The organism is Burkholderia sp. HI2714 (genome assembly GCF_002223085.1).
GTDB lineage: Bacteria > Pseudomonadota > Gammaproteobacteria > Burkholderiales > Burkholderiaceae > Burkholderia > Burkholderia lata_D.
In genome coordinates this window covers 1-15,732 of sequence record NZ_NKFM01000059.1, presented here as the reverse complement: position 1 = coordinate 15,732, position 15,732 = coordinate 1, and the positions used below count along the sequence as shown (strand labels likewise).

Here is a 15,732-nt window from a genome sequence, read left to right as displayed (position 1 = left end):
GATCACCAGCCACCCACCAGACCCGGTGACAACACCCCCCGGATCATGACTGCGACTGGGGGCGGGAATCATGCCGGGTCTGGCTGGCCAAAGCCCCGATTATCGGGGCGTGAAGATAGTAACGGGGTGTGTCGGTACGCTAGAGAACGATCTCCAGGGATCCGATCTCATGCAGGTAGGTTCGGATCCGGGTATGGGGTGGGCACGCCGGACGACTGGCTCGAACGCCACGTCTATGCTCGCTATCCGAGTCTCGGCGTCGGGCTGTCCGGGCTGCCCGGCGTGTCGGCGTGGGCGATCCAGATGATGTGGATTCCGTTCTGGGCCGGCGGCGTGGTCAATGGTGGCAGCCACTTCGGCGGTTATCGGAATATCGCCACGTCCGATGCGAGCACCAACCTCTTCCCGCTGGGCATCCTGATCGGCGGAGAAGAGTTGCATAACAATCACCACGCGTACGTGACGTCCGCTAGGCTGTCGAACCGATGGTTCGAGTTCGACATCGGCTGGCTGTACATTCGCCTGCTGGCAGCATTGAGATTGGCGACCATTCGGCGGGTAGCAACGAAGCCGCGCCTGCTCTCGAACAAGGCTGTGGTCGACGACGCGACGCTGCAAGCGATCATCCGCAACCGACATGAAGTCATGGCCGCCTATGCGCGCATGTTCGAGCGCGCCTGCCGGTGGGAGCTGCGCCGCATCAAGGACATGAGCCGCGACGACAAGCGCGCGTTCGTGCTTGGTATGAAACGGTGGCTGCGCCAGGCCTGGGGCTATCGGGACAAGCCCGACCAGCAGGCGCTGACGAGCCGCAATGCCAGCCGGCGAATACGCGTGTACGTGGAGCGGTATGAGGCTTTGCTCGAGCTGTGGGCGTGGTCACACGCATCGCGCGAACAATTGCTGGTCCAGTTGCAAAATTGGTGCCGCTACGCGGAGCAAAACGATGTCACCGCGATCGCCGATTTTTCGATACGCCTGCGGCGGTATACCTGATCCCGGAACGTCCGCGACGCGTCATGCGGGATCGGCGCGCAACAACGCGAGGGGCGAGCGCCATCCTCTGGCGGTATCGGGAGCAACGCTGCACCACTACTTCACCTGACGGTCGGAATCGGAATAGCGCCACTTGCTCGCATTGGAATCGATGCCGGCATAGTCGCGGGTACGCTTTTCGGCCCGTTCGATATCGGCTCGGGCCAGATCGTCGCGGTCCTTTTGTCGGGTCACCTGGTCGTGTCGATCGGGTAATGTGCTTGGATAATATTTCATAGATCCTCCGAAGTGAGGTGTGCTCGCGTAGCGAGGGGCCGCATCGAGTCGGATCGCTCGAACAGGATCGCGGTCAGATATCGCGGTCAGATGCACGGGTGTTGAGTACAGGATGGGCGAGTGGGAAGGGGAAGTCGGTACGTTGCCGTGCAGTGGCTGCTAGAGCCGTTTCGGTCAATCAAGTGGTGATGCGCCTAAAGGCTGCTTCCAAATGTCGAGCGGCCACCCAAAAGCCTGCTGCGCTACGACGCATGGACGACGCTCGGACCGGATCCCGAAGCAGTAGCCCACAACGCAACCTGCGGGTCATGAGCTCCGGATCAGCCGATGGCCAACCCATCGGGCTGTAGAACGGCGCGAGATTGTGGCGCAGATCACGCAGATCCAGGAAGTGATCGATACTTCTCGACAGGTGTTCACGAGGGGCGTGACTATAGCGGTTGATTTACCGCTCGGCATGAGGCTGCCATAACCATGCCCACCCGGGTTGATCGATCGAAGATGTGCGTACCTCCAGTCACGCCGCCATCGACGATTTTTCGGACTGAATGCCTTCGCAAACAGACCTCGTTTCGAATAGGCCGCTGAGCTCGCCGTCCGCAAGGAATGCGCAGGTTGGTGCAGTCAGAGAGCAGCAAGTAACCGGAGTTGATGTTCGCTTTCGGCCCCGCGAACCAGTGCATAGGCCCGCATCTCCGTGCGCTCAAGGAGCGAAATGGATTCCGAGCCGGAAAAGTCGCTCCATGCGTCGTCCGCGATCGAGGTCGGCGCGCCGCGGGCTCTCGCGAACGCTCGCAGGAGAGGGCTTGCCTCGCGGCGCAGCACGTGGCGGTCAGCGTTCAGAACATACGGTGGACAGTCAGTCCGTAAGACAAGGTAGTACGGAATCGCATTGCGATCACTTTGCATGGTGGCGATACCGGTGAGGAAGAATGCGTGCGTTCAGCTTCTCGCGTCGTCGTGGCCGACCGCTGCGTTTGACCGAACTACATGTCGATGACCGAAGCTCCACTCACCTTTCCGTCGATGATGTCCTTTCCCTGCTGCCGGGCGGCACGCCTTGCTATACCAAAGTCGGAGTATGCATGCGATTGGTCCAGCCTGAAAATACGGCTCGCGGCGGAGGTTGCTATCGCGCCCGGGCGGCATATCCGTACCGCGATGTCATACCCTTCGGCGTAACGGGAATGTCCGTCAAAGCGACTGAATGTACGGGCGAAGACGAGGGGATGAAGTTCGTACCCCTTGTAGAGAAGAAGCAGGTGTGTCGACATGTTGGCCACTCCACAGGGGGCGACTCGCTATACGCTCGAACGCGCTTTTCATTTCCGCTGCCGCAGCCGGCTTAGCAGCTCAAGCGCCACCGTGTCAGCGTCGTTGTTGATCATTTCCGCTTGCAACAACAGGCCGCCAACACGGACGGCTGCATCCCAACCATCTTCTGTCATTGCCCGATGGTTGCGTGCAAGGTGCTCGGCAAGAGCCAGGAGCGCCGCCATCCTTGCTGACTCGCCGGAAGTCCGGCGCTCCTCCCTCCCGGCAATGAGCCGGAACAGGCCCAGGACCGACTCGGCGGTAACGGAGGGGATAGTCATTCGGACTTTATACGCCCTTTCGGTCCGCCCCGCCCATATCTTCACGCTGGCCCCCGAGCCTGCCTAGTACCGCCTCGCATACCCCTCGCGATACAGCGAGGCGCCGATCGACGTCAGAACTGCGATCTCATCCTCATTCAATCGACTCCATGCCTCCGCCAACCAGCCAGCGAATCCGGCACAAGCATGGTCCAGATCGGCGGCCGCCTTTCCCTCTGCGTTCATCCGCTCGAAGATCATCATCACGTCATGTGGCGTCATAGTCGGCTCCTCGTGAGCTTCCAGCATAGGCGATCGGTGGCGTCCGCCCCTACTCCTTCGCACGCTCGATGTTCACTCTCTGGCGTGCCCGCAGCCACAAGCCGAAGCCGGCCAGTAGCGGTTCGACCTGGTGTCCTGTTCCGTTGACGTCAACATGCTACGCACATATGGATCGGTTAAGGCCTGCGTGAGCCATGTCATTGCCCGCATCGCCCGATGCATCCCGTGAACCGGGTCGGTCAGTTACAGCCATGGGCCGTCGCTGGTCCGCTTCGGTCGAATATTGTCTGAGTGCATGGTCATATCAATTCGCATTCCTACATGATAAGTCGGTCCTGAACGGACGGAATCTCCTTTGACTGACGGAATCGGCAGATCGAATGTCATGGTGACGTAGGCAGCCAACGACAGCCGACGGCCAGCTGTTGCCTGCCGCAGCGACGCACGGCAATTGATTCGACGAATGAGCGCTTCGGTCACGACTCTCGTGGTCGTAACGGGACTACACTGAAGACGCCATTGCAGGAGGAGACAGCGATGAGAGACTCTGACCCCAAAAGCACCTTCCAGGGGCTGCCGCTAACCGCGGAGCAGGACGCGGAAGTGAAACACTACATAAAGGTCCGAACCAGGCGTGGCCTGCCATGGGACACGCCGGAGCTGAGCGCGATGCTCAAAGACATGCTGCTACCCCCGGGTGACGGCAACAGCGATGTCGGCTCCCCGGAAGCTTGCTTCCCGGTAGCGCCGTATGTGGGGGATCGTGAGGTATTCCGCGTGAGTTCGGTGTGCATGATTTCAACGCTCGAACGCGTGCCGTCGGCCCCGTGACATCGAGCCGCGCGACATCTCTGCTGAACACGAGGGGGCCGGATATGCGGCTGATCGAATCGGATGAATACAGAGACTTTCTGGCGACCTTGGAGCGCCGTGGCTTGGCAGAGGGCGATTTCGATCTTCAGGAAACGGATACGACCGACCCGAAGGGTGATGAGAACCTCGGTCTACAGGGCTATGTCACCATCACCAGGCTCTCGACGCAGATTACGAAGGAATACGTGATCGGCGACGAAAGCGACTGGCTACAGCATTTCAGGAAAGATCTTGAAGCGGGTGCCTTCGATCGACTGGAATGATATCCCGACGCGACGCGCCACACTTGGGAGGAAGTTCGGCTCACGAGAGTCGCGGACTTCGAGGATGCGGAACGCATGCGGCCCGATCTGGCGATGATGAGCCCGTTAGAGGGCGTGCTTGCTGCCTTGGTCTGTGGCCCTCCAAGGATGGCCATCCTCTCGACCGACCTTCGACACCGCGTCAGCCTGCTTTGGCAGCAGCATGTATTGCCGTCGGCCTCGATCCCGGCGACGCCCTGATTGCTCGGGCGGCTGGCGTGCCACCCGAATTTCAATTCATCGACGCGGGGAGATCGTCGGCCAAATGCGCGTCGAGCCATTCGAGCGCCCAGTTTTTCGCAAAGGCAATCGCATCCTCGCGAACGTCGAAGCCAGCCAGATCTCCGCTCAGTTGAACGTCGCACTCACTGCCGTCTGCACGATCGATGCTGATCCGCACGTGTGCCATGTATTCCCCGTCGGCCCTGCGCGGTGTCGGGTCGACATGGAATCGGGTTGGGTCGACTTGCATTTTCCTTCCTCCTTCAGTTGCTGCGGGGCCCGTGGCCACCGCGAAGTGTATCGTCGCGACCAGAACAGTCAAAGCTTGAGGAGTGCCATGATCTGGCCTGCTTCCTGGTCCGATTCGCAGCTCGCCATTCCGCCTTTGCGCAACAGCGCGCGAATCGAGAAAAACATCAGGAAGGCATCCTCATCGATTTCATGACGACGATCGAGAATGACGCCGTCCATCTCGGCACGAGCGTCATACGGAAGGAACTGTTCGATGACACCAGAACCATCGCGTCGAATCCATTTCAACAAGTCTTTTCTGTTCATATCCAGCCTCCCGACGTTGCCGGTGCGCCATGCGCGAGGCGTGTTTGAGTCTTTGGCGGCGCCGCGGACGCAGAAACAGGATGGACCGAGGAAGAGATCAGGACGCGTTATCCAACACGCTCGTGTCCTGTAGACATGCATCGATCAGGCGATTCGCATACGCAGCCGATATGCGGCGCGCTCGTCCGCATTGCGCGGTTTCGATGAGAGGCCCGATCACGTTCGGAGGGGGGGCGCCTTGAGTGGCGCGGGAATCGGTAGCGAGTCAGTCAACAAATCCATCCTACGCCCATTGGCGAACTTGTACAGCGAAAGTTCTGCGCGAACCGCCGCATGGCATGCCGCCCCGATTGGGCGCGGGACCGACCGGCTCAGCCGCGTGTGAACAATCGCCGATACGCGGGGAGATGGTGCCCTGACGGTACCCTCACTTTCAAGCAGGCGCTGTCCGCACGCACAACTACGAAGCTCGTTTCGACGCGCCGGTCAAGGTTTGCCTTCGCGGCACTGACACCACGCTGACCCGGAGCCAGACCTTCAAGCTTGTCGACGGTTCGCCGTTTGTCAGTGCCGGTGACGCACGTCGGGCTTCGCAACGTTATGCAGAAGACATCATCGACCAGAACCAAGGTGAACATTGGATGCTCGACGCAGTACGTTGATGCGGATCTCTGATGTGCAGCAATGCATGGGAGCACGCGACAATCGGAGATGCGCGTCCCGAACTGAAATTGGGCAAGCCGACGCCATGCTGCCGGTCAACGGAAAACTCGCGACGAAAAACCAACATTCCTTTCTGTCCAGCGCTCTCAAAGCAGATCAGCGGGTGAGCGGCCGCATTATGCAACTGCCGCGCTACGCGCTAATGGGCGTCGTGTTGCCAAGCGACGCTGCGTAACGACCAAGCCGCCGACGCAGGTTCAATCGGTTCCTTGCGTCTTTTCGTGCCCCTGGATTTGTTCTTCTAGCAAAGTGCGCGCGAGCGCTCGAGCGGCGTCGCGCGCTTCCACGTCTGTCGCAAAATCCTCTTCGGTATCGTGTTGCTCAGAGGAGCCTGGATCCTCTCCGATGTGGTGCAAGTGGACGATTCCGCGATAGCGCCCACACATCGTCTTCATCACGCGAAGGCGTGCCACGTGCGTGTGGGTTGTACACACTTCATCATCCATGATGCCTTCCTTGCCAAGCCCCCTGGCGAGACAACGACATAGCCGACTTCATCCGCTCGCCTGCATCGGCGCGTTTGGTCCCCGGCAAACTTCAGTGAGGCGGGGCTATCGCCGGCAGCGCGGAGAAGTCAATGTTTGCGGTGCATCCACCCCAAGTGATGGGAATCCAACCACTGAACGACTTCCATACTTGAATGCTCGCTCCGGTAACGGCGCGCCAACGCGACTGCAACCACCGCGACCACCGCAAAACCAACCACCCAACCAATCATCGACTGAGTCATGACAGCCTCCTTGTGGAATGCAGCCATGACTGAATTCTAGGCGTCTTGGGGGAAGGATTCACAAGTCCTGCGCCACGCCGCGTGGACGAACCGCCTCCACATGCACGATCCTGGGGAAAGTACGCTCGACCTCCGCCTGATCGCTTGCGCCCCATCTCCAAGGATCTGGGGCGCAAGCGATTAAGCAGGTCATACACCGGAAAATGGTCGCGTCGGAAAGCGAACTTCTGCTGTCTCGCCACCAGGATGTCGGCAAGCGCGCGCTCATGCGTCTTGCGAGAGGCTGCGGTTGATCAGCCGCCGGGCCAACAGGCGCCATCCGATAGCTTCGACGCCGCCGACATCCAGAACGGATCGCTGCTCTCAGGTCGCCCGGGCGATAGGGGCGCATGCTCAGTCGAATCCGAGATATCTGTCGGCATGCGTCAGGCGTCGAGGCGGAAATCCTGTTGACGTACGAGCCGCGGTGAGGCCTGACCGTCACGCGGCTCACACATCAAGTGATTATAGAACTGTACTCATTGCGTGAAGCGCTCGAAGCCAAGGCGGCGAGCCTGGCAGCGCAGCATGCGCATCTGCCCGATACAGACGCCGTTCGCGACGCCGTCACCCGATGTTGAGGTCCGCAAACTACCGTTCGTTGTGTGCGAGCCGGTGCGAAATACACACTTTCGCGCGGACATACGGACGAATGGGAGCGAAAAAGAAAATGCCCGCTCATCAAGCGGGCATTTGAGGAGGTGGGGCGAGAACATGCCGCGGAACCACGTCCAAGCCGGTAAGCCCCGCTCCCTGTTTTCTTTTACCGAACATAGGTTGGCCATGACGTGAAAGTAGCCGCTATTTTGCAGATCCGCAACGGATGTACCCGACCCTATCCGGCCGCGCCGGTCTCGAGCGATGTAACGTAACGCAGCAGGTCTTCAGTACGCCCTTCTGAAACGAGCTGCTCAGCAGTCTTGCAATCAAAGGTCGGCAACGGTTCATTGCGATACCAGAAGAGCGCCCTCTGAACGTCGCCGGAGATATCGGTAGCCGCTCGGATGATCCGAAGTGCGTCCCGAAGGAACTTCTGCACGCGTTCAGAGCCCGCCAGTCGGCTCACGGTATTGCGATGGACATGGGCCAGCCGTGAGAGCGTTTGCATATCGATATACAAGGCGGCCGCGAACCGGCGAGCTGAGACGATCGGCGCGCCGCTATCACGGTCCCTCAACAACTCCATGAACTGGTCGAAACCACCGGATGGCGTTGGGTCTTAGTCGACGTTTGGATCCATAGCAGATTGCTCAACGCACACTATATGCACATTTATGGCACATGCTGATCAGTCTGGTTGGATTCTGATGCGCACTTCTGCGCCGATGCTTGTTGCCAAGCGCCGCCGAGACACGTGGTCGGAAGCGGGCAACATCCCGAAGACGACTTTTCTGAGAATTCCCGTGCCCAAGGACACTTTTTCTGAGACGAGCGCCATGCAGTCGTCTCAGAAAAGATGTCCAAGTCCTTGATTCGTATAGGGTGCCAAAGACAACTTTTCTGAGAGCCCACACTTGTTTTGTGATGCGTCGATCTGGTCGCGCGACGTCCTGCAACAACTCCGCGGCAACGTCGCGTTCGACTCGGCCATTTGCCCCGGCTTGCACATTGACCACCAGACTGTGCAACGATTCGTTATAACCGTCCTCGCCTCGCATCGGCTTGCTTTTCCTTGATCTCGGGAACGGCCTGCTGGCGATCGCCTTTTCTGATAGCCCGCAACTTCCAGTCCGTGAATAAAACCGTCATTTGTTTACTTTAAAATGCATTTCATTATGCTTTCTGTGAATTTCATTTATTTTCCGTTTGAGGATTTTTAACGAATCATAAAATTTGGCGCTGAATTTGGACTCGAATGTTTGTTGACAGACGTTGGCAGGTTGACTAGATTAGCCCCATGAACGCACTTTTCGTTACGACTACCGCGACCACTACCACGACCGCCAACGGCGGGCCGGGGGGAGGTTGCACGTCGTAAGTCAGTGCCTCAAACCATCCCTAAGCCCCGCCGGAAACGGACGGGGCTTTTTTGTGCTCCGTCGACCGGTATCAAGTCAATGGAGAATACGATGGACGAATTCGATCACCGAGTGCTCGGCAACAAACTCGATCTGTTTCATCAGCAGGATGAAAGTCCGGGTGCCGTCTTCTGGCATCCGCGCGGCATGGTTCTTTATCGGGTTGTCGAGGAATATATCCGCGTCCGGATGCGTCAGGCGGGCTTTTCTGAAGTGCGGACGCCTCAGATCGTCTCGCGCGATCTTTGGGAACAGAGCGGTCATTGGGAGAAATTCGGGCGAAACATGTTTTCACTCGAGAGTGACAACAATCCGTACTGTCTCAAACCGATGAGTTGTCCGTGCCATGTGCAGGTTTTCAAAAAAGGCAGTCGGTCTTACCGCGATCTCCCAATCCGATATTCCGAATTTGGGGCGGTCCACCGGGCCGAACCGTCCGGGGCGTTGCATGGCCTCATGCGTGCCCGTGCGTTCACGCAGGACGACGCTCACGTGCTTTGCATGCAGGATCAGGTCGAGGTTGAAGTCGCACGATTCTGTGTGTTGCTGAAGACGATCTATGCAGACTTCGGATTTGGCGAATTTGATGTGGCTTTGTCGACGAGGCCGGCGGTCCGCGCGGGTGACGATGCGGTCTGGGATCGCTCGGAAGCGATGCTGGCATCCGCTGCACGCGCGGCAGGTCTCGATTTCGCGATCCAGGCGGGAGAGGGGGCATTTTATGGTCCCAAGCTCGAATTTCATCTGCTCGACCGCCAAGGACGAAAGTGGCAGTGCGGGACGATCCAGCTCGATTTCGTATTGCCGGAACGGCTCGGTGCGTCATATGTCGCAGAGGACGGTGCGAAGGCAACGCCCGTCATGTTGCACCACGCGATCCTGGGCAGCCTCGAACGGTTCATCGGTATTCTTCTCGAACACTACGAGGGATGGTTGCCGACCTGGCTGGCACCAGACCAGATCGTCGTTGCGAACATTGGGAAAGATGAACGCGCATTTGCCGACAACGCGGCGTTCGCTTTCGAAGACGCCGGCTGTCGGGTGCTGAGGGATTTCCGCGCCGAGCGCCTGCCGCGCAAGATCTTCGATGCAAGGGAACTGGCCGCGCCGATCGTCGCAATTGCAGGACGCAAGGAGGCGCTGGCCGGAGAGGTGTCGTTACGAATGAGGGACGGGGAGCAGCACGTTCTGACGATCAACGATGCGCTCGCATACGTCAAGCAGCATGCGCGCGTTCCGTCAGCGACGCGGGTGTTCTGATTCGACGACGGGGCCGTTTCCTGCTATTGCAGGCGGATTGATGACACCTTGAGAATTCATCGAATCGATTTTCAAACATAACTTGATCAGTAACTCTAACAATTATGAGAGAAGCAATCGAACGCATCATTCTATGGGCCGAAGGATGTCGTGAGTCCGCATCGTGTCGGTGCGGTGAGCGGATGCTTGAGATGGTGTTCAAGATCGGCAGTTGCACTTGCATGGACGAACTGGGCCGGATGCGCGCGCTGCGCTCGAAGTATTGCGGGAATCGTTCAATCATGGCATCAGCCCTCATGCGAGGACACCGAGGCCGACGAGGGGCTGTGGCCTTTTCGAATGCGGGGTGCGAGCGAGACCAGCAACCCGAGGCAACCCATGCACACGGACAGCACCATGATCACCGTGTCTGGTCCGAAACGCGTCGAGAACGCGCCTACCGCGACGCCCGCGAGCGGCTGTGTCATGTTGTTGAGGAGGATGACGACTCCCGTCGTCTTGCCGTAGTCGCGCGTGGGGATGATCTTCTGCCGCGTGCTCCGGATGTACACGTTGAACATCTTGTCGAATCCGACGATCAGCAGGAAGCCGAAAACGTACCCCGCAATTCCCGGGCTGGCTGCCGCGATAACGCCGCCGACACAGATCGACCCGAAGCCGACGAGGCCGAGGACGCGCCTCGGGACATGCAACCTCGCCGTCATCAGCAGAATCGCGATCGTCACGCACGCGCCAGCCGTTTGCAGTCCTGCGTAATAGCGTCCGCTTTCGTGATGAAAGCCGGTGACCATCGCGGCGGATGTCGCGAGCGTGACGCCGATCACGAGGTTCTCCGCGGCAGCCAACATGATGACGGACTTGAGGCCCGGGAGATGGATGGCGTGAGACAAGGCCGTCTTGATCGGTGTGAACCAGGTGCCGTGCGTGCCTTCCGGCATCACGAATTCGAACGCGCTGGCCTTTTGCCAATAGGCAAGCGCGACGTCGGCCGTGACAAACAGCACGGCCGCGGCCACCACGACGAATTCCCAGCGCCACCACGACAGCAGGATCGCCGCGAGCATGGGGCCGAGCACCAGACCAAGCTGGTCGGCCAATTGCGAATACGACAATACCTTTTCGAAGCGATGGTTGCTGAATATCTGCGGCAGCATCACTTCGCGCGCAACGATGCCCTGACTCGTCAGCATGCCGCACAACGCGGACAGCGCGATCAGCCATCCGATGCCGCCGACGAGGTCGTAGGCGGCGACGCCCGCGATGCATACCGCCGCGCGGAGAACCTGACTGACGCGTATCAGTTTCGTAGGCGAATACCGGTCGCAAAGCGCGCCTAGAAACGGGAAGCACAGGTATCTCGGCAGTGTTTCGAGCGAAAACGCGATGCCCGACCAGGACACGCGTCCTGTCATCTGAAAGATGACCAGCGGCACGAGAAACAACAGAATTTGGTCGGCGAGGCGGGCAAGGAAAAGCGAATGGAAAAAGGCTTGATGCTGGGCGCGCACGAACAGTCACCTTTCTTTTGCACGGAGCACGCGATGCAGGCGCGCTCCTGCGGACGTTGCCGGGAGGTCCGGTACTCCGGGGCCTCCCGGAATGAGCGTATCGAGCCTCAGTAAGCGGACGCTTCTGCAGACCCCAGGTTGTCACAGCGGAAGCGAAACCACGAAAAAGCAAGCCAGTGCCCGTATCAGAATAGCCGGCTAAATCATGTAGTTTTTCAACATTAACCGCTGACGGCGCGGCTGGTCAAGGGCGGGATACCGGGAATTTACGGTGATTCTGTATATCTGCCTTGGAGGTGTTAGGGGGGATCTGGATAGCCGCAATGTAGTTTATCTACATTTTTGTGGGTTGCCTGGGTGGCCAACATAGTCCGTCGCGGTGTTCCCTGGCAGCGACACTGCCTTGCGATCGCGACGCAGCGAACAAGCAGAGCTCTCCCGTTCCCGGTCCCGCCGAGGAGGTCAGCACTATCGAGACTATGGATCAACCGTTGCCGAGGGAGTACGTCGGGATGAAGTCGATCAAGCTGGGCGCGGACAAGCGATCTGGCGTGCTCAGGGAATTGTTGAGATTGTGCGGCGTAGTTTTTTGGCTACTGTCAAGGCATGTGCATAAGAAAATCGCGGCAAAGACGCCGTATGAGTATTCATGGCGGCAAGCAACAAAATCATTTAATAACAGTGCCTTGTGTATTTGTATGAGTTTTCCGTTGCGAAAAGAGAAATACACAATTTCTATTTAGTCGTGGGTCTCGTTACTTTCACCGCTCTTACACTCGCGATTCCCAAACGGGCATCCATCCGGGCATGACCAACGAAACAAGTTCCTCCGGGCGGTTGCAGACCGTTTATGAACAAGGTCGCGAGACCTGCCTCTTTTTAGAAGGGAGCACCACGAATGAACAAGACCCTGATCGTTGCAGCCGCTGCGGCAGCGTTCGCTACCGTCGCTCACGCGCAAAGCAGCGTGACGCTGTACGGCGTGCTGGACGCAGGCATCACCTACCAAAGCAACGTCCAGACCGCATCGGGCGAAGGCAAGTCGCGCTTTTCGATGGGTTCGGGCATTGACCAGAGCCGTTTCGGCCTGCGTGGCTCGGAAGACCTCGGTGGCGGCCTGAAGGCAATCTTCACGTTGGAAAGCGGCTTCAACATCGGTAACGGCAAGTTCGCGAACGGCAACGGCGGCATGTTCAACCGCCAGGCATTCGTCGGCCTGTCGAGCCAGTACGGCACGGTCACGCTGGGTAAGCAGTACGACGCAACGCAAGACTACCTGGCACCGCTGACGGCAACGGGCTCGTGGGGCGGCACGTACTTCGCGCACCCGCTGAACAATGACCGCCTGAGCACGAACGGCGACGTCGCGCTGAACAACACGATCAAGTTCACGAGCGCATACTACGCTGGCCTGCAATTCGGTGGCACGTACTCGTTCTCGAACAGCACGAACTTTGCCAACAACCGTGCATACAGCGCCGGCCTGTCGTACCAGTACGAAGGCCTGAAGCTGGGCGCAGCGTACTCGCAAGCGAACAACGCGGGCCTGTCCACGTCGGGCGCGGTGAACCCGACTGTCGATACGAACGGCAACGCATTCGGCATTCAGGGCCGTACGCGTACGTATGGTATTGCCGCAGCCTATGCATTCGGTCCGGCACAAGTCGGCGCGGCATGGACGCAATCGCGTCTCGACAACCAGACGAACGGCCTGGGTACGCTGCGCGCGGACAACTACGAAGTCAACGCGAAGTACAACCTGACGCCGGCTCTCGGCTTGGGCGCTGCCTATACGTACACGAACGCGAAGCAGAACGGCAACAGCACGCACTGGAATCAGTTCGGCGTGCAAGCTGATTACTCCCTGTCGAAGCGTACGGACGTCTACGCTCAGGCGGTGTACCAGCGTGGTACGAAGGGCGCCGGTTTGGGCGCATCGATCTACAACGGCGACATCAACGCGTTCCCGAGCTCGAAGGTCAGCCAAACCGCCGCAACGGTCGGCCTGCGTCACCGCTTCTAAGCGTGACGGCTGGCTAGTCGGTTCCGAAAAAGCGCCTTCGGGCGCTTTTTTTTGATGTCTGAATTCGAGTCTGGAAAATCATCAGTATTGCGAAATGATGGAGAATTGTCGATTTCGATTTTGGCGGGAATGTGACGGCGAAGTGAGGGAGCATGCTTGAGAGGTTGAGACAGTGCGTTGCCCAATATGGTTGGCAATGTTTGGCGAGCGAGTGGAGGGGTGTCAATTCACGTCATCGGTTCGCTTGCGCTCGTGGGCATGTTTTTGAGCGTGTGGCATTGACCTTGCTCTATCGAAATGGCGGTGCACCGGTATGCACATCCTGTCAGCAGGAAGATATTCGTGATAGATGGTTGGCGAAATTGGCAGAGCGAGGAGGGACGCTGCTGAGTGGTCCATTCGTTGGATTATTTGCGCGTTACCAAATTCGTTGCGCAGCGGGACACGAGTGGAGCGTGGAGGGAAGGAAGATCAGTGAGGGCCGTTGGTGTCCGAACTGCGCGCATAGTGACGCGACGCGGCGCAGCGGTTGTTCGGATGGTTTGGCCCGGCTTCACGCTAAAGCAAAGGAGAGAGACGGGAAATGTCTTTCGGCTCACTATACGATCGAAAGTCGTCTATATCGATTCGAATGTGCAAAGGGGCATCGTTGGGAAGCCAGGGCAAACGATATTTTCCGGGGAACCTGGTGTGGTCGTTGCGCAAAGCTAACCTCCTCCGGGCTGGTTGATCCCAATGGATTGGCACGTCTGCAGGCGGCCGCCCGCGAAAAGGGAGGCGTTTGTTTGGCAGATGCTTATGTGGGCTCAGCCGAAAAATACCCTTTTCGTTGCGCGGCGGGACACGAATGGATGGCGATAGCGAGTCAGATTTGGCTCGGACACTGGTGTCGGCAATGTGCCGGCCTCAAATTGCGTCAGACAATTGATGACATGCGGGCGCTTGCGACCGCTCGTGGTGGACTGTGTTTATCGAAAGAGTATCAGGGGCGGCGGACCAAATTGACTTGGCAATGCCATCGCGGCCACGTCTGGGAGTCTCGGCCGATTAATATAAGTGCGGGAACATGGTGCCCGCAATGTGCGATTACTAACCGCACTCGCCGTAGAGACAATTGAGCGCGATACCGGCCTCAAAGCCTCGGGATGTGCATATCCCGTTTGGAAATAGTACGGATCCCGCAACGCCAACGGTTACCGCGAAGTGCGGCCGCGTCGACCGGATGGTTCCCTTGCACAATGATCATCTCCCCGTGCAAGACACGACATGAATGGTGATGCTGTCAGCGCGACCTCGGCGGGCGCGCCGACAGCGAAATTGCACCGTGTGACATGACGGGCGGAATGCGCACTTAATTCATCGCATGCGCGTTCGCCAGGCGTCAACGAACGGCTCAGTCAGCGTTTCAGTCGTAGTACGCGTCGTCGTATCGATGTTTGTTGCGACGCATCCTGCGCATGTTGTCGCGGTCCCGTGCATCGTCGCGCTCCCGCGCGTTGCGGCCGAGGTTGCCCCCCAGCGCCGCGCCGCCGCCACCGCCGAGCGCCGCACCGAGGAGCCCGCCGTTGCGGCCGCCCATCGCATGGCCGGCCGCGGTGCCCGCGCCGCCGCCGAGTGCGCCGCCAATGATCGCGCCGTCGCGCTCGTCGCGATTCGCCGCGATCGCGCCGCCGGCGCCACCACCGATCGCGCCGCCCACCACCGCGCCGGTGCGGCCGCCCAGTGCATCGCCGACGGTTGCGCCGGCGATACCGCCCAGCGCACCACCGAGCGCGTTGTCCCAGTTGTCTGCCGCGGCCGGCAGTGAAATCACCGCAGCCGCGGTGACGATGAATGCGGAGGCGATCTTCTTCAACATGCGAATGCTCTTCCTTGTGCTCAATCTGAAGTCCGGTTTCTTGCGTTTCTGCCGATGCGTTTCAACGCGTGTTTTCAACGAAAGGCCGGCGAAAGATAGCACTCCCATTCAAACCCGGATCGCCATTGTCGTAACAGATTGTGTGCGCCTGGAAAGCCCCTTCGGCATCGCTGCTTTTTTATCCAGACTCCATTGTTTCTCCATCAAACCGCACAAAAACGTCCATAGAAGCCAAGCTCTTACATCGGCATCGACGTCGTGAACGCATCCGCCAGAAACTCGCCGTCCGCCAGTCGATGGTGCCGAATGAAGTCGCGCTGCGCGGATTCGACCATCACCGGCGCGCCGCATGCGTACACCTGATGGCCCGACAGATCGGGCAGATCCTCGATCACCGCGCGATGGACGAAGCCGGTGCGGCCCGTCCATTGATCGCCGGCGTCCGGCTCGGAGAGCACCGGCACGTACTTGAAGTTCGGGATCTCGCGTG

General features: G+C 59.1%; 17 protein-coding genes and 4 pseudogenes. 7 read left to right on the top strand and 14 right to left on the bottom strand.

What is annotated here, in order from left to right; translation table 11 throughout:
• Nucleotides 1–192: 192 nt before the first annotated feature.
• Nucleotides 193–996, top strand: a pseudogene (locus CFB82_RS33220) (DesA/ISL3 alpha bundle tail domain-containing protein); the annotation flags it as partial.
• Between the two features lie 96 nt (nt 997–1,092).
• Here CFB82_RS33220 and CFB82_RS33215 read toward each other — a convergent pair.
• The 6 genes and pseudogenes from CFB82_RS33215 to CFB82_RS33190 form a co-directional block, all read right to left on the bottom strand.
• A complete protein-coding gene (locus CFB82_RS33215) occupies nt 1,093–1,272 on the bottom strand; it encodes a hypothetical protein (RefSeq protein ID WP_029227485.1) in 180 nt (59 codons plus the stop codon).
• A gap of 222 nt (nt 1,273–1,494) precedes the next feature.
• Nucleotides 1,495–1,717 (bottom strand): annotated as a pseudogene (locus CFB82_RS44235) (IS5/IS1182 family transposase); the annotation flags it as partial.
• A gap of 179 nt (nt 1,718–1,896) precedes the next feature.
• Nucleotides 1,897–2,181 carry a hypothetical protein gene (locus CFB82_RS44485; protein ID WP_009907029.1) on the bottom strand — a complete coding sequence of 95 codons (285 nt, stop codon included), beginning with the start codon at nt 2,179–2,181 and terminating at the stop codon, nt 1,897–1,899.
• Between the two features lie 77 nt (nt 2,182–2,258).
• The gene (locus tag CFB82_RS33200; RefSeq protein ID WP_009907030.1) at nt 2,259–2,546 is read right to left on the bottom strand and encodes a hypothetical protein; all 288 of its coding nucleotides are present in this window, start codon (nt 2,544–2,546) and stop codon (nt 2,259–2,261) included.
• Between the two features lie 48 nt (nt 2,547–2,594).
• Nucleotides 2,595–2,867: a hypothetical protein gene (locus CFB82_RS33195; protein WP_089486740.1), complete on the bottom strand. Its 273-nt coding sequence runs from the start codon at nt 2,865–2,867 to the stop codon at nt 2,595–2,597.
• A gap of 63 nt (nt 2,868–2,930) precedes the next feature.
• On the bottom strand, nt 2,931–3,128 hold the full coding sequence (locus CFB82_RS33190; protein ID WP_012339007.1) for a hypothetical protein: 198 nt from the start codon (nt 3,126–3,128) through the stop codon (nt 2,931–2,933).
• A 537-nt stretch (nt 3,129–3,665) separates the two neighbouring features.
• Between CFB82_RS33190 and CFB82_RS33180 the strand changes: the two genes are divergently transcribed.
• Both CFB82_RS33180 and CFB82_RS33175 read left to right on the top strand, forming a co-directional pair.
• Nucleotides 3,666–3,959: a hypothetical protein gene (locus tag CFB82_RS33180; RefSeq protein WP_089486738.1), complete on the top strand. Its 294-nt coding sequence runs from the start codon at nt 3,666–3,668 to the stop codon at nt 3,957–3,959.
• 44 nt (nt 3,960–4,003) lie between these two features.
• The gene (locus CFB82_RS33175; RefSeq protein WP_046548873.1) at nt 4,004–4,264 is read left to right on the top strand and encodes a hypothetical protein; all 261 of its coding nucleotides are present in this window, start codon (nt 4,004–4,006) and stop codon (nt 4,262–4,264) included.
• Nucleotides 4,265–4,535: 271 nt separating this feature from the next.
• Here the strand turns inward: CFB82_RS33175 and CFB82_RS33165 are convergent, their stop codons facing one another.
• Together CFB82_RS33165 and CFB82_RS33160 are read right to left on the bottom strand one after the other, a co-directional pair.
• Nucleotides 4,536–4,775: a hypothetical protein gene (locus CFB82_RS33165; protein ID WP_089446799.1), complete on the bottom strand. Its 240-nt coding sequence runs from the start codon at nt 4,773–4,775 to the stop codon at nt 4,536–4,538.
• A 68-nt stretch (nt 4,776–4,843) separates the two neighbouring features.
• Nucleotides 4,844–5,083, bottom strand: a complete 240-nt coding sequence (locus CFB82_RS33160; RefSeq protein ID WP_046548875.1) for a hypothetical protein — start codon at nt 5,081–5,083, stop codon at nt 4,844–4,846.
• A 422-nt stretch (nt 5,084–5,505) separates the two neighbouring features.
• Here CFB82_RS33160 and CFB82_RS44225 point away from each other — a divergent pair.
• Together CFB82_RS44225 and CFB82_RS43475 are read left to right on the top strand one after the other, a co-directional pair.
• Nucleotides 5,506–5,745, top strand: a pseudogene (locus CFB82_RS44225) (hypothetical protein); the annotation flags it as partial.
• Between the two features lie 86 nt (nt 5,746–5,831).
• Nucleotides 5,832–5,981: a hypothetical protein gene (locus CFB82_RS43475; RefSeq protein WP_156814593.1), complete on the top strand. Its 150-nt coding sequence runs from the start codon at nt 5,832–5,834 to the stop codon at nt 5,979–5,981.
• A 22-nt stretch (nt 5,982–6,003) separates the two neighbouring features.
• Here the strand turns inward: CFB82_RS43475 and CFB82_RS33150 are convergent, their stop codons facing one another.
• From CFB82_RS33150 to CFB82_RS33145, 3 genes are all read right to left on the bottom strand, one after another.
• Nucleotides 6,004–6,252 (bottom strand): hypothetical protein, encoded by a 249-nt coding sequence (locus CFB82_RS33150; RefSeq protein WP_231937873.1) that lies wholly within the window; start codon nt 6,250–6,252, stop codon nt 6,004–6,006.
• A gap of 128 nt (nt 6,253–6,380) precedes the next feature.
• Nucleotides 6,381–6,536 (bottom strand): hypothetical protein, encoded by a 156-nt coding sequence (locus CFB82_RS43470; RefSeq protein ID WP_171026816.1) that lies wholly within the window; start codon nt 6,534–6,536, stop codon nt 6,381–6,383.
• Nucleotides 6,537–7,410: 874 nt separating this feature from the next.
• A complete protein-coding gene (locus CFB82_RS33145) occupies nt 7,411–7,761 on the bottom strand; it encodes a DUF2384 domain-containing protein (RefSeq protein ID WP_069250429.1) in 351 nt (116 codons plus the stop codon).
• An 883-nt stretch (nt 7,762–8,644) separates the two neighbouring features.
• On the opposite strand from CFB82_RS33145, the gene thrS reads away from it, so the two are divergent.
• Nucleotides 8,645–9,853, top strand: coding sequence for a threonine--tRNA ligase (thrS, locus tag CFB82_RS33140; RefSeq protein WP_083266195.1), 1,209 nt, complete (start codon nt 8,645–8,647; stop codon nt 9,851–9,853).
• A 287-nt stretch (nt 9,854–10,140) separates the two neighbouring features.
• Here the strand turns inward: thrS and CFB82_RS33135 are convergent, their stop codons facing one another.
• The gene (locus tag CFB82_RS33135; RefSeq protein ID WP_089486737.1) at nt 10,141–11,361 is read right to left on the bottom strand and encodes an MFS transporter; all 1,221 of its coding nucleotides are present in this window, start codon (nt 11,359–11,361) and stop codon (nt 10,141–10,143) included.
• Nucleotides 11,362–12,259: 898 nt separating this feature from the next.
• On the opposite strand from CFB82_RS33135, the gene CFB82_RS33130 reads away from it, so the two are divergent.
• The gene (locus CFB82_RS33130) at nt 12,260–13,384 is read left to right on the top strand and encodes a porin (protein WP_089486736.1); all 1,125 of its coding nucleotides are present in this window, start codon (nt 12,260–12,262) and stop codon (nt 13,382–13,384) included.
• 1,405 nt (nt 13,385–14,789) lie between these two features.
• On the opposite strand, the gene CFB82_RS33120 is transcribed toward CFB82_RS33130, so the two are convergent.
• Nucleotides 14,790–15,242, bottom strand: coding sequence for a glycine zipper domain-containing protein (locus tag CFB82_RS33120; protein WP_069250434.1), 453 nt, complete (start codon nt 15,240–15,242; stop codon nt 14,790–14,792).
• A gap of 239 nt (nt 15,243–15,481) precedes the next feature.
• Nucleotides 15,482–15,732, bottom strand: a pseudogene (locus CFB82_RS33115) (CDP-6-deoxy-delta-3,4-glucoseen reductase); the annotation flags it as partial.

Bases quoted from the DNA above. Each gene is read 5' to 3' on its own strand.
- CFB82_RS33215 (WP_029227485.1), bottom strand. From the start codon at position 1,272: ATGAAATATTATCCAAGCACATTACCCGATCGACACGACCAGGTGACC.
- CFB82_RS44485 (WP_009907029.1), bottom strand. From the start codon at position 2,181: ATGCAAAGTGATCGCAATGCGATTCCGTACTACCTTGTCTTACGGACT.
- CFB82_RS33200 (WP_009907030.1), bottom strand. From the start codon at position 2,546: ATGTCGACACACCTGCTTCTTCTCTACAAGGGGTACGAACTTCATCCC.
- CFB82_RS33195 (WP_089486740.1), bottom strand. From the start codon at position 2,867: ATGACTATCCCCTCCGTTACCGCCGAGTCGGTCCTGGGCCTGTTCCGG.
- CFB82_RS33190 (WP_012339007.1), bottom strand. From the start codon at position 3,128: ATGACGCCACATGACGTGATGATGATCTTCGAGCGGATGAACGCAGAG.
- CFB82_RS33180 (WP_089486738.1), top strand. From the start codon at position 3,666: ATGAGAGACTCTGACCCCAAAAGCACCTTCCAGGGGCTGCCGCTAACC.
- CFB82_RS33175 (WP_046548873.1), top strand. From the start codon at position 4,004: ATGCGGCTGATCGAATCGGATGAATACAGAGACTTTCTGGCGACCTTG.
- CFB82_RS33165 (WP_089446799.1), bottom strand. From the start codon at position 4,775: ATGCAAGTCGACCCAACCCGATTCCATGTCGACCCGACACCGCGCAGG.
- CFB82_RS33160 (WP_046548875.1), bottom strand. From the start codon at position 5,083: ATGAACAGAAAAGACTTGTTGAAATGGATTCGACGCGATGGTTCTGGT.
- CFB82_RS43475 (WP_156814593.1), top strand. From the start codon at position 5,832: ATGCTGCCGGTCAACGGAAAACTCGCGACGAAAAACCAACATTCCTTT.
- CFB82_RS33150 (WP_231937873.1), bottom strand. From the start codon at position 6,252: ATGGATGATGAAGTGTGTACAACCCACACGCACGTGGCACGCCTTCGC.
- CFB82_RS43470 (WP_171026816.1), bottom strand. From the start codon at position 6,536: ATGACTCAGTCGATGATTGGTTGGGTGGTTGGTTTTGCGGTGGTCGCG.
- CFB82_RS33145 (WP_069250429.1), bottom strand. From the start codon at position 7,761: ATGGAGTTGTTGAGGGACCGTGATAGCGGCGCGCCGATCGTCTCAGCT.
- thrS (WP_083266195.1), top strand. From the start codon at position 8,645: ATGGACGAATTCGATCACCGAGTGCTCGGCAACAAACTCGATCTGTTT.
- CFB82_RS33130 (WP_089486736.1), top strand. From the start codon at position 12,260: ATGAACAAGACCCTGATCGTTGCAGCCGCTGCGGCAGCGTTCGCTACC.
- CFB82_RS33120 (WP_069250434.1), bottom strand. From the start codon at position 15,242: ATGTTGAAGAAGATCGCCTCCGCATTCATCGTCACCGCGGCTGCGGTG.